Origin of the sequence: Streptomyces sp. NPDC058457, assembly GCF_042720695.1 — a bacterium.
In the GTDB taxonomy this organism is placed as follows: Bacteria; Actinomycetota; Actinomycetes; order Streptomycetales; family Streptomycetaceae; genus Streptomyces.
Genome location: NZ_JBHXLU010000013.1, coordinates 12,939 through 25,337 on the forward strand (window position 1 = coordinate 12,939; position 12,399 = coordinate 25,337).

Sequence of the window (12,399 nt, forward strand, 5' to 3'; positions counted from 1 at the left end):
GAGCCACCTCATGAGCACCAACGTCCTGCGCACCGCCGACGGCTGGTGGGCCGTCCGCGGCGACCGCGCCGTCCCTGTCCACACCAAGGCCGCCACCACCGCCGAGCTGATCGCCGACCGCGCCGCCGTACGGGAGGCGGCCGCCTCGGGGGAGCCGGGCACACCACTCGCCGACCTGGCCGTGCTCTCGCCGGTCACCACCCCCTGCCGGGTGGTCGCCCAGATGGTCAACTACCGCAGCCACGCCCACGACTCGGGCTTCACCGGGGACATCCCGCCCGCCTTCTTCCGCAAGGCGTCCGGCTCGGTCAGCGGCCCCGGCGCGGCCGTCGTCCGGCCCGCACACGTCGCCCTCCTCGACTACGAGGTCGAACTCGGCCTGGTCATGGGCGCCCCGCTGCCCGTCGGCACCGCGGTCGAGGAGCGGGACCTGCCGTCGTACGTCGCCGGACTCGTCGTCACCAACGACGTCAGCGCCCGGGACGTGCAGCTCACCAGGACGCAGTTCTACGAGAGCAAGTCCTACCCCACCTTCACGCCCACCGGGCCCTACCTCGCCCTCCTGGAGCCCGAGGACTTCGCCCATCTCCTGGACCTGCGGCTGACCTTGCGCGTCAACGGGGAGCTGCGTCAGGACCGCACCCTCACCGACATGATCGTCCGCCCGGCGCGGGCGCTGAGCCTGCTCGCCCGCTTCCAGGCCCTGGACCCGGGCGACCTGCTGCTGACCGGCACCCCGGGCGGCACCGCCCTCAAGGCACCGCCGAAGCCGGTCGAGAAGCTCGGCGCGCTGCTGCCGCCGGCCGTGAAGTGGAAGGTGTTCTTCAGGAGTCAGGCGAGGAACCCGCGCTACCTGCGCACCGGGGACGTGGTCACGGCGACGATCGCGACCCCGGACGGCCGGATCGACCTGGGCGAGCAGCGTACGCCTGTCACCGACGCGTAGGCGCTCCGCTGGGCGTGCCGCCAGGTGCCGGGTGCCGGGTGCCCGTGTGTCGTCTGCGGCGCCGTCGTGGCTGGTCGCGCCCACGCGGCGGTAGCCGCATATCAGATACGGCCCCGCGCCCCTTCGGGGCGCTCAAGACCCCCTGAAAGAGCCGCATATGACCCTTGAGCCGTTCTCGGTCGATCCACCCGTAGTGATCATCGGCGCCGGGCCGGTGGGTGTGACCGCCGCCCTGCTGCTCGCCCGGCGCGGAGTCCGCAGTGTCGTCCTGGAACGCCACCGGGACGTCTACCCGCTCCCGCGCGCCCTCGTCGTCGACGACGAGGTGCGCCGGATCCTCCAGGCCGCGGGCGTGGGAGAGGAGTTCGACGCCATCGCCCGCCCGGGCAACGGGCTGCGCCTCCTCGACGCCCGGCACCGGGTGATGGCCGAGTTCCGGCGTGCCGGGCACGGCCCGCACGGCTACCCGCAGACCAGCATGTTCGAGCAGCCCCGGCTGGAGCGGCTGCTCCGCGCCGAACTGGCCCGCCGCCCGGAGTGCGAGCTGCGCGTCGGCGCCGAGGTCACCGAGGTCACCGCGGCCGGCCCGGGCACCACCGGCCCGGTGCGGGTCGCCTACCGCGACGACACCGGCGAGCACGAGCTGCGGGCCGAGGCGGTGCTCGGCTGCGACGGCGCCAACAGCCTCACCCGGCGGGCGATCGGCGGCGTCTGGGAGGACCTGCGGTTCGAGGAGAGCTGGACCGTCGTCGACGTCCGCACCCCGGCCGCCGTCCGCTCCTGGGGCGGGGTCGACCAGGTCTGCGACCCGGACCGGCCGGCGACCTTCATGCGCGTCGCCGAGGACCGCTACCGCTGGGAGTTCCGGCTCGGCGAGGGGGAGCACCGGCCGCTGCGCGAGCTGGTCGCGCCGTGGCTGCCGCTGTCGTACGACGGGGAGTTCGAGGTCGTCCGCGAGACGCGGTACACGTTCCGGGCGCGGGTCGCCGACCGGTGGCGCGGCGGCCGGGTCTTCCTCCTCGGTGACGCCGCCCACCTCACCCCGCCGTTCATCGGCCAGGGGCTGTGCGCGGGGCTCCGGGACGCGCACAACCTCAGCTGGAAGCTCGCCCGGGTGCTCCGGGAGGGCGGCGACGAGCGGCTGCTGGACACCTACGAGAGCGAGCGCCGACCGCACGCCCGGCACGTGATCCGGCTTGCCGTGGCGCTCGGCTGGGCCATGACCGGCGGCCAGGACGGCGCCGCCCCGCTGCGCCGCAGGCTGCTGGCCGCCGCCTGCCGAGTCCCCGGCCTGACCGCGGCGGCCGGCCGCGACCTCAGCCCCGCCCTGGCCCCCGGCCCCCTCGTCCGGCGCGGCCCCCGCCGCGGCCTCGCCGGCACCCACTGCCCGCAGCCCTGGGTACGCGCCGACGGCCGCCACAGCCGCCATGTCCGCCTCGACGAGGTGCTCGGCGACGGCTTCACCGTCCTGACCGCCGCCGGTCCCGCGCCCTCGCTGACCGCGCTCGCCCACGGACTCGGCGTCCGTGCCGTCCCGGTGACCGCCCTCCACGACGACGGCACGCTCGCCGCCTGGCTGCGCGCCGGCCGGGCGGACGCCGTCCTGCTGCGGCCGGACCGGGTCGTCCTGGACGTCGTCCCGGCCGGCGGGCGCACCTTCACGGACACCGCCGCCTGGGCGTCCCTGCTGCACACCGTGCGCAGCCCCCACCCCGTCGAGACCAGCCTGCCGAGGAGCACCACCACACCATGAACGGTCCGGACCCCTGTCCCAGCTCCGCCCCCTTCACCACCCCCGACCCGCAGGCCGTGGCGGCGAGCCGCATCGCGGACTTCGCCCGCCGCGCCGGGCGGGACGGCACCGACTACGCCGCCCTGCACCACTGGTCGGTCACCGACCTGGAGGAATTCTGGGCCGCGGTGTGGGAGTACTTCGGCATCGACGCGGCCACCCCGTACGAGCAGGTGCTCGACGGGGAACGGATGCCGGGCGCCCGCTGGTTCACCGGGGCCACCCTCAACTACGCCCACCACGCGCTGCGCCACCTCCCGGCCGACCGGCCCGCGGTCATCGCCCTCGACGAGACCGGCTCCGGGTACGGGGTGACCGGGGACCGGCTGCGCGCCCAGGTCGCCTCCGTCGCCGCCACCCTGCGCGACCTGGGTGTGGCACCGGGCGACCGGGTCGTCGGCTACCTCCCCAACACCCCGCACGCGATCGTCGCGTTCCTCGCCGCCGCCAGCCTCGGCGCCGTGTGGTCGGTGTGCGGGCAGGACTACGCGCCGCGGGCCGCCGCCGCCCGGTTCGGCCAGCTCGAACCCGTCGTGCTGATCGCCGCCGACGGCTACCTCTTCAACGGCGCGACCCACGACCGGCGCGACGCCGTCCTCGAACTCGCCGCCGCCCTGCCGACGTTGAAGGCCACCCTGCTGGTGGACCACGTGGGCCTGCCGTGGCCCGCCCGGCCGTACCCCTCGCTGGTGGTCCCCTGGGAGGACGCGGCCACCCGCACCGAGGAACTCAGCTGTGTGCCGGTCCCGTTCGACCACCCGCTGTGGGTCGTCTTCTCCTCGGGTACGACGGGGCTGCCCAAGGGCATCGTGCACGGCCACGGCGGAGTCCTGCTCGAACACCTCAAGACCCTCGGCCTGCACTCCGACCTCGGCCCCGGCGACCGGCTCCTCTGGTACACCACCACCCACTGGATGATGTGGAACCTGGTCGTCTCGACCCTGCTCACCGGCGCCACGACCTGCACCTACGACGGCAGCCCGGCGCCCTTCGCCAAGCCGGACACGCTGTGGGAGCTGGCCGCCCGGCACCGGGTGACCGTCTTCGGCACCAGCCCCCAGTACCTGCTGGGCATGGCCAAGTTCGGCATCGACCCGTCCGTGCACGACCTCTCGGCGGTCCGCGTGGTCGGCTGCACCGGCTCCGCCCTGCCCGCCTCCGCCTACCCCTGGGTCCGCGACCACGTCGGAGAGCGGGTCCTGCTGGCCTCCATCAGCGGCGGCACGGACGTGGTCTCCGGCTTCGCGGGCAGCGCGCCCAGCACCCCGGTGTGGGCCGGTGAGCTGTCGGCACCGCACCTGGGGGTGGCGCTGGCCGCGTACGACGCCGAGGGCTTCCCGGTGACCGGCCGGGTCGGCGAACTCGTCGTCACCCGGCCCATGCCGTCGATGCCGCTGTACTTCTGGAACGACCCGGACGGCACCCGCTACCACGACGCCTACTTCTCGGTGTACGAGGGCGTGTGGCGGCACGGCGACTGGATCACGGTCACCGGACACGGCTCGGTGATCGTGCACGGCCGCTCCGACTCCACGCTCAACCGGAACGGCGTACGCCTGGGCAGCGCCGACATCCACGACGTCGTCGAACGCCTGCCGGAGATCGCCGAGGCCCTGGTCATCGGCGTCGAGGAGCCCGACGGCGGCTACTGGATGCCCCTGTTCGTGGTCCTCGCGGCCGGGGCGGCCCTGGACGACACCCTCCGCGACCGGATCCGCGCCGCCGTCCGCGCCGGCGTCTCACCCCGGCACGTCCCCGACGAGATCCTCGAAGTGCCGGGCATCCCGCACACCCGTACCGGCAAGAAACTGGAGGTCCCGGTCAAACGCCTGCTCCAGGGCGCCCCGATGACGGACGCCGCCGACCCGTCCGCCGTGGACGCGCCGGACCTCCTCGGCCACTACGCCCGGCTCGGCGCCGCACGCCGGAACCGGTCCGCGTGAGCGCCCACCCGGCGAGCTCCCCGGGCTCCGGGGAGACCCGGAGCCCGCCCGGACGGCCGCCGAGCGCGTCGCCGGGCACGGTGCCGGCGTGCCGACCGGTCCGGCGGGGTCAGAGGGCCCGGCCGCTCCACGGGCTCCGGAGCGGTGCGTGCGTGGTCGCGTGGCCGGCGGGACTACGCGGTTCACGGGATGCGGTGCCGTCGGGCGCGGAAGAAAGCTGGGCGTGTGCTGTCCGGGTACCTGGAGAGCTCCGACGCCTGGCAACCGCTCGTCCTCTCTTCCGCGGCCCGGGGAGCGCACTCGGGCACCGGACGACGAGCGTGGGAGTTGAGTGGTCTTGGGTCGTAGCACACCGCTGCGGGGTCGTTCCGACCAGCTGTCGCTGGGGCTCGCCGTATTACGCCGTACGGTGCGGTCCGGTCAGAGCGGCATAGTTCTCGTCACCGGCGAGCCCGGGATGGGCAAGAGCGCGCTGCTGGACGCCCTGACCTGCGAGGCCGCGCCGCTCGGCTTCGTGATCGGGCGGAGTTCGGTGGACGAGATAGCGCGGACCACGCCCGGCGCGCCCCTGCTGATGGCGCTCAGGTCGGGGCCGCTGGCCTCGGCGGGGGCCGGCGCCGGGGAGATCGCCGAGCTCGACGGGCTGTCGGCGCGGCCCCTCACCTTCATGGACCGGATCGGCGAGATCCTGGAGCGCGCCGCGGCGGACACCCCCGTCCTGATCGCCGTGGACGACGTCCAGTGGGCCGACCAGCTCAGCCGCACGGCGCTGTCCGCGCTGCCCGGCTGGCTCGCGGGGCATCCGCTGGTGTGGGTGTTCACCAGCAGGGACGCCGACTGCCCGGTCTTCAGTGACCTGACGGCCCGCACCACCCCCTCGACACCCGTCACCGTCGTCCCGCTGGCGGCCCTCGGCCGGGACGACGTCCTGCAGATCGCCCGGGACCGGCTCGGCAGCCCGCCCTCGGAGCCGGTCCGCCGGATGCTCGACGGCGTCGGCGGCAGTCCCTTCCTGGCGGTCCAGCTCCTCGAAGGGCTGCTGCGGGCCGCCGCGCGCGGTGAGCCCGCCGACCGCGTCCCCGACGAGTTCATCGCGGGCGTCCGCCGGTCGCTGGCCGGCCTCGACCCGGCCGCCGCCGACGTGGTGCGGATGGCCTCGGTGCTGGGCCGGACGTTCGCCGTGGACGAGATGGCCGAACTCCTCGCCCCCCGGCACGACCACGCGTCGGTCGCCACCTGTGTGGAGGCGGCCCTCGCCTCCGGACTGCTCGGCACCGTCGGGCACCGCATCGGCTTCCGCCACGACCTGGTCCGCGAGACCGTCTACGGCGCCCTCTCCGACGGCGCCCGGCGCCGCTTCCACCGCGGCTGCGCCGCGTTCCTGATCGACGGCGGCCACGGCCCCCTGGAGGCCGCCCCGCACGCCCGGCTCAGCGTCACCCCGGACGACGAGGCCTGCGTCCGCATCCTGCGGGACGCCGCCGAGGAAGCCGTACCGGCACTGCCCGAGACCGCCGGGAAGCTGGTCACCGAGGCGTTCCGGCTGCTGCGGCCGGGCAGCCGGATGTGGCGCGAGACGGGGGAGCACTGCGTGGAAGTGCTGGGCCGGGTGCAGCGTGCGGCCGACGCGGTGCACCTCGCCGAGACGCTGCTGCGGCGCACGAGCGAGCCCGAGGCGACGGCCCGGATCCAGGTGCTGATGTCCCGCGCGCTGTGGCTGACCGGCAACCTCGGCGACTCCGTGGCGCGGATCGGCAGGGTCCTGGCGCTGCCCGGCATCTCACCGGCGCTGCGGGCCAGGCTGGAGGCGGCCCGGGCGCTGGCGCTGACCGGCCACGACGCCACCGCCGCCCGGGCCGTGGCGCCGGCCGCGCTCCAGCAGGCGCGGGCGGTGGACGACCGGGAGGCCATGGTGCTGGCGCTCCAGGCGGTCGGGGAGGTCGGCCGCAACTCCGGGCACCACGTCGACGCCATGGCCGCGTTCCGCGAACTGCGGCAGCTGGAGGGCGTGAACCACGTCGCCGGCGAGATCATCGAACTGCAACTCCTCGACCGCTACGAGGAGTCGGAGGCGCTCATCGCCGCGGCCCTCGCCGACGCCCGGGACGAGGTCGAGGCGGTCCGGCCCTCCCTGCTGTCCGCCCACATGTGGCACGACTTCAACCTCAGCAGGCTGGACGACGCCGAGTCGGGGGCCCGGGCGCTGATCTCCATGAGCCAGGAACTGGGCGGCCATGTATACGAGTTGGACGCCGTCGTGGTGTACGCCTCGGTGTGCGCGCTGCGCGGCGAATGGGAGCGGGCCAAGCGTCTCGTCGCGGACCGGGAGAGCCGGAGCACGGCCGACGACGGCATCCGCAAGCCCAGCCTCCGGCTGATGCGCGGCTGGTTCGCCGCGGCCGAGGGGCGGCCCGCGGACGCCGTGGACATCCTGGCCCCGGTCCTGTACACCGCCCGCGAGTCGAGGACCTGCTGGCCCTGGTGGCCCGGCTGGACGCGGCTGCTGCTGGCGATCGGCACGGCCGCGGGCGACGAGCGCTTCGCCAAGGAGGCGGTCACCCTCGCCGAGGAGGGTGCCGCCCGCAATCCGGGCATCGCCAGCTACGAGGGGATCGCCTACCAGACCCAGGGCCTGGCCCGGCAGGACCTCACCCTGCTGGAACGGGCCGCCGACACGCTCGGCCGCAGCCCCCGCCCCGAACTCCAGGCCGGCGGGGCCGCCGACTACGGGAAGCTGCTCGCGGCCCGGGGCCGGCGCGCGGAGGCCGCCGTCCACTTCGACCGGGCCTGGGCCATCTACGACCGGATGGGCGCCCGCCCGGCACAGGACTCGCTGCACCGCGCGGCCCGCAAGGCGGGCATCCGGCGCCCCGAGTGGTCCGCCGGGGCCGGGAACGCCCGCCCGACCCACGGCTGGGCCGCCCTCACCGACGCCGAGACCAGGGTCGCGGCCCTCATCAGCGCCGGCCACACCAACCGGTCGGCGGCCGCCGAACTCGGTGTCTCGCCCAACACCGTGGGCACCCACCTGCGCTCGGTGTTCACCAAGCTCGACGTCAACTCCCGCGTCCAGCTGGTCAACGCCCACCGCAACCGCACGGACGAGACGTTCGGGATCCGGTAGCGAGCCGGGTCCGCGCGCGAGGAGTCCCGGATCCGTGCGACCGCGGATCCGGTCACCCCGCTGGAGGGAATCTGCCGGGCGGCCGTCGGCCCGGGTGCCGCGGGCCGGCCGCCGGGCAGCGGGTCCGGCGCTCTTCGCGGTGCCCCGGCGGTGTCCACGGTGGCCTGTTCGGTCGCCTCGTCCCCGTCGGCCGAGGGCCGGGCGCTCACATTTCGAGCCACGGGTGTTCGGGATGCCCGGCCACGAGCGCGGCGCCTCGGCGAAACGCGGCGCTGACCTGCGAAGATGTTCAAACAGGTGCGAACCGCGGGTGGCGCCCCCGGCAGGACTCGAACCTGCGGCCAAGCGCTTAGAAGGCGCCTGCTCTATCCACTGAGCTACGGGGGCCGGCTGTGCTGGCCTCGTACGTACTGCCCTGGTGGGGGCGGGTCCGTGACGTTGCCGGGGACAAGGATAGAACTCCCCGATCCCTCTCCCTGCTGCTTCGCCTCCGTGGCTCGATGTGGAGGTTCAGTGAAGCGGTCCTGATAATCGCAGGCAGGTACGAATCGTGCACCGCTTTTGGCGCCTGGCGCACCGGGTGTTGTGCACTCGTTATGCCTGGACTGTGCCTCCGTCCCAGTCGCCCCTTCCGCCCGTTGTGTCCTGTCGGCGCGCAGACATATCTATATGCTTCAGAATTCCCCTAAAATTGGGCATTCTTCGCATGTGGTGACCTTGGACGTACGGCCTCAGCTGCTCGACACACTCTCCGCCCTGCGCGACCGTGTCGCTGCCGCACGCTTCCCGCTGCCCCTGGCGGGGGCTCCACGCGCGCGTGCCAACCGCGACGAACTGCTCGCACAGCTCGACGACTATCTGGTGCCCCGCCTCAGAGAGCCCGAAGCGCCACTTCTGGCCGTCGTGGGCGGATCGACGGGCGCCGGCAAGTCGACCCTCGTCAACTCACTCGTGGGCCGCCGGGTCAGCGAGGCGGGCGTGCTGCGGCCGACCACCCGCACGCCGGTCCTGGTCTGCCATCCGCAGGACCACCACTGGTTCAGCGGCATGCGCGTGCTGCCCGACCTCACCCGCGAGTGGGTACCCCATCAGGAACCCCGCGACGACCCCTTCCTCCCCGACGAGAACCGCGCGCGCGTGCTGCGCGTCGAGACCGCCGACAGCATCCCGCGCGGCCTCGCCCTGCTCGACGCCCCCGACATCGACTCCCTGGTCGTCGACAACCGCGTCCTCGCCGCAGAGCTCATCTGCGCCGCCGACGTCTGGGTGATGGTGACCACGGCCGCCCGCTACGCCGACGCCGTCCCCTGGCACCTGCTGCGCGCCGCCAAGGAGTACGGCGCCACCCTGGTGACCGTCCTCGACCGGGTCCCGCACACGGTCGTCTCGGAGGTCTCCCGGCAGTACGGCGCCCTCCTCACCAAGGCCGGACTCGGCGACGTACCCCGGTTCACGGTGCCCGAACTGCCCGAGTCGGCCTGGGGCGGCGGCCTGCTCCCGGCCACCGCGGTCGCCCCGCTGCGCGCCTGGCTCCTCCACCAGGCCCAGGACCCCGGCGCCCGCACCCACACCCTGGCCCGCACCGCCCACGGCCTCCTCGACTCCCTCAAGGCCCGCATGCCCGAACTGGCCGGCGCCGCCGCCGCCCAGTACGCCGCCGCCCTGCGCCTGACCTCCGCCGTCGACACGGCGTACGACAGCGAGCACGCGCGCGTGCGGGGACGCCTCCAGAGCGGAGCCGTCCTCGCGGGCGACGCCCTCAAGCGCTGGCGCGCCTACCCCCTCGACTGCTCCCCCGGTGAACTCCTGGACGCCCTGGTGGAGAGCCTCGCCGCCCTGCTGCTGTGCTCCGTCACCGCCGCCGACGAACGCATCGACGACACCTGGCGCCGCGAGCCGGCCTCCGCCGCTCCCGGACTCACCGACCGGGACCCCTCCCTGGAGAGCGCCGAGCACCGCATCGGGCTCGCCGTACGGCGCTGGCGGCGCGAACTGGAGGAGTACGCCGACGACGAGGTGCGCGAGCTCGACCGCAGCGTCGCACCGGACTCCGAGGTCGTCGCCGCCCTGGTGGCCACCGCGCTGCTCGGCGGACGCCGTACCAAGGCGGCGGGGGAGCGGCTCGCCGAGCGCATCGGCGCCCACGGCGCGCTGCGGCTGCGCGACCGCGCGGGACGGCTGCTCACCGAGCACGTGGACCGCGTCCTGCAGGCCGAACGCGAACGCCGCATCGCCCCGCTCGACGCCCTCGACGTGCACCCCGAACCCCAGGCCGAACTCATCGCCGCCCTGTCCGTCCTGCAGAAGGAGAGGTGACCGGTGACCGCCGTCACTGACCACGACCACACGGATCACATGGAACGCATGGATCACACCAGTGACTACACCGGTGACTACACCAGCGACTTCGAAACCGGCCTGACCGCGGCGGACCCGACACCGGACGCCCAACGTGGCCCGGACGGCGTCCCGCGTCGGGACGCGACCGGGAAGGAGCCCGCGGACACCGCCGAGCGTCCCGAAGTCCGGAAAGCCACCGAGGCGGCCGCACCCGCCGAGGGCGCCGCCGAAACCGAGAACGTGCCGCACGCGCGCGTGCGGGAGCAGCGGGAGCCGGCCGACGACGGCCCGGCCACCGAGGACGGTCCCGCCGCCGACGACGACGTCTGGGACGACGGTCTCATCGCCCGCCGCGTCACCGAGACCGCCAAGGCCGCCGTACCCGTCCTGGAGACCCGCGGTCCCGGCGCCCCACCCCCCGCCCCGCTCGCGTACGACGGCCCGCTGCGCTCCCGCCTCGACGCGCTGCGCGAACTCGTCGGCCTCTCCCGCACCCGCCTCGACAGCACCGCCCTCGCCGAGGCCGGCCGGGTCCTGGACGAGGCGGCCGCCCGGCGCCGGCTCTCCGGCCAGCACACCGTCGTCGCCCTCGCCGGCGCCACCGGCAGCGGCAAGTCCCAGTTGTTCAACGCGCTCGCCGGCGTCGCCATCTCGGAGACCGGGGTACGACGGCCCACCACCGCCGCGCCCATCGCGTGCAGCTGGAGCGACGGCAGCGCGGCCCTCATCGACCGGCTCGGCATCCCCGGCCGGCTGCGCCGCCGCCCCGTGCACAACCCGGAGGCGGACGCACAACTGCGCGGACTGGTCCTGATCGACCTGCCCGACCACGACTCGGCCGCCGTCCAGCACCGCGAACAGGTCGACCGGATCCTGAAACTGGTCGACGCCGTGATCTGGGTCGTCGACCCCGAGAAGTACGCCGACGCGGTCCTCCACGAGCGCTATCTGCGGCCCATGGCCGGCCACGCCGAGGTCATGTTCATCGTCCTCAACCAGACCGACCGGCTGCCCGGCGAGGCCACCGACCAGGTCCTGGACGATCTGCGCCGGCTGCTCGACGACGACGGCATCGCGCTCGGCGAGTACGGCGACCCGGGTGCGACCGTGCTCGCGCTGTCCGCGCTCACCGGCGACGGCATCGGCGAACTGCGCGAGGTGCTCGGCCAGTTCGTGTCCGAGCGGGGCGCGGCGGCCCGCCGGGTCGCCGCCGACGTGGACTCCGCCGCGGCCCGGCTGCGGCCCGTCTACGCCACCGGGCGGCGCGCCGGGCTCAGCGAGGAGGCGCGCGACGAGTTCGCCGCGCGGCTCGCGGACGCGGTAGGCGCCACCGCCGCCGGCGAGGCCGCGGAGCGGGCCTGGCGGCGCAACGCCAACCGGGCCTGCGGCACGCCCTGGCTGCGGCTGTGGCGCTGGCACCACAAGCGCGGCGAGCCGCCCACCGGGCGCCTGCAGCAGGCCCAGCCCGAGGTGGAGGCCACCGCGAGGCAGCGCGTCGAGCAGGCGGTCCGTACGGTCTCCGAGCGGGCCTCGGCCGGGCTGCCGGGGCCCTGGGCGCAGGCGGTGCGCGAGGCGGCCGTACGCGGCTCGCAGGGCCTTCCGGAGGCGCTCGACGAGCTGGCCGCGCGGGCCGGGCTGCCGCCGGGGCGGCCGCCGCGGCCGGGCTGGTGGCCGGTGGCGGTGTTCGCCCAGGCCGCCATGACGCTCCTTCAGGTGGTCGGCGGGCTGTGGCTGGTGGGGCAGATCTCCGGGGTGATGGCGCCCAACCTGGGCGTTCCGGTGCTGCTGATGGTCGCCGGGATCGTCGGCGGACCGCTGGTCGAGTGGGGCTGCCGGATGGCGGCCCGCGGACCGGCCCGCCGCTACGGCCTGGAGGCGGAGCGCCGGCTGCGGGAGGCGGCGGCCGGCTGCGGCCGGGCCCGGGTGCTGGACCCGGTGGCGGCGGAGCTGCTGCGGTACCAGGAGGTGCGGGAGCAGTACGGGAGGGTGACGCAGGCGAACGCCGGAGCGGTGTGATGACGCGGCCGGCGGCCGGAGCGGTGTGACGCGGTCCGGGCGCCGGAGCGACCCGACCCGGAGCGGCCCGACCCGGAGCGGCCCGACCCGGAGCGGTCCGACCCGGAGTGGCCCGACCCGGAGTGGCCCGACCCGGAGTGGCCCGACCCGGAGGGGGCCGGGTCGGGGCAGGCGCCCGGCTCGGGTGAGGCTCGGTCCGAGTGGTGTCCGGTCTGGGTGAGGCTCCGTCCGGCGGAGG

General features: G+C 75.0%; 6 protein-coding genes and 1 tRNA gene. 6 read left to right on the forward strand and 1 reads right to left on the reverse strand.

What is annotated here, in order from left to right; genetic code table 11:
• Nucleotides 1-10 precede the first annotated feature (10 nt).
• The 4 genes from ACFWPS_RS13540 (at nt 11) to ACFWPS_RS13555 (ending at nt 7,805) form a co-directional block, all read left to right on the forward strand.
• Nucleotides 11-946 carry a fumarylacetoacetate hydrolase family protein gene (locus tag ACFWPS_RS13540; protein ID WP_383704352.1) on the forward strand — a complete coding sequence of 312 codons (936 nt, stop codon included), beginning with the start codon at nt 11-13 and terminating at the stop codon, nt 944-946.
• Between the two features lie 157 nt (nt 947-1,103).
• Nucleotides 1,104-2,699 carry a bifunctional 3-(3-hydroxy-phenyl)propionate/3-hydroxycinnamic acid hydroxylase gene (locus ACFWPS_RS13545; RefSeq protein WP_383704354.1) on the forward strand — a complete coding sequence of 532 codons (1,596 nt, stop codon included), beginning with the start codon at nt 1,104-1,106 and terminating at the stop codon, nt 2,697-2,699.
• Nucleotides 2,696-4,681 (forward strand): acetoacetate--CoA ligase, encoded by a 1,986-nt coding sequence (locus ACFWPS_RS13550; protein WP_383704356.1) that lies wholly within the window; start codon nt 2,696-2,698, stop codon nt 4,679-4,681. Before ACFWPS_RS13545 ends, ACFWPS_RS13550 begins: the two co-directional genes overlap by 4 nt.
• Before the next feature lie 337 nt (nt 4,682-5,018).
• A complete protein-coding gene (locus ACFWPS_RS13555; protein ID WP_383704358.1) occupies nt 5,019-7,805 on the forward strand; it encodes an ATP-binding protein in 2,787 nt (928 codons plus the stop codon).
• Nucleotides 7,806-8,116: 311 nt separating this feature from the next.
• Here ACFWPS_RS13555 and ACFWPS_RS13560 read toward each other — a convergent pair.
• Nucleotides 8,117-8,192: transfer RNA gene (locus ACFWPS_RS13560), tRNA-Arg, on the reverse strand.
• Nucleotides 8,193-8,513: 321 nt separating this feature from the next.
• Between ACFWPS_RS13560 and ACFWPS_RS13565 the strand changes: the two genes are divergently transcribed.
• Nucleotides 8,514-10,121: a dynamin family protein gene (locus ACFWPS_RS13565; protein ID WP_383704360.1), complete on the forward strand. Its 1,608-nt coding sequence runs from the start codon at nt 8,514-8,516 to the stop codon at nt 10,119-10,121.
• A 3-nt stretch (nt 10,122-10,124) separates the two neighbouring features.
• Entirely contained in the window at nt 10,125-12,161 is a 2,037-nt protein-coding gene (locus ACFWPS_RS13570; protein WP_383704362.1) for a YfjP family GTPase, read from the forward strand.
• The last annotated feature ends 238 nt before the right edge of the window (nt 12,162-12,399 follow it).

What these genes read in the sequence shown, in the direction of transcription:
- ACFWPS_RS13550 (WP_383704356.1), top strand. Translation starts at nt 2,696, where the DNA reads ATGAACGGTCCGGACCCCTGTCCCAGCTCCGCCCCCTTCACCACCCCC.
- ACFWPS_RS13545 (WP_383704354.1), top strand. Translation starts at nt 1,104, where the DNA reads ATGACCCTTGAGCCGTTCTCGGTCGATCCACCCGTAGTGATCATCGGC.
- ACFWPS_RS13540 (WP_383704352.1), top strand. Translation starts at nt 11, where the DNA reads ATGAGCACCAACGTCCTGCGCACCGCCGACGGCTGGTGGGCCGTCCGC.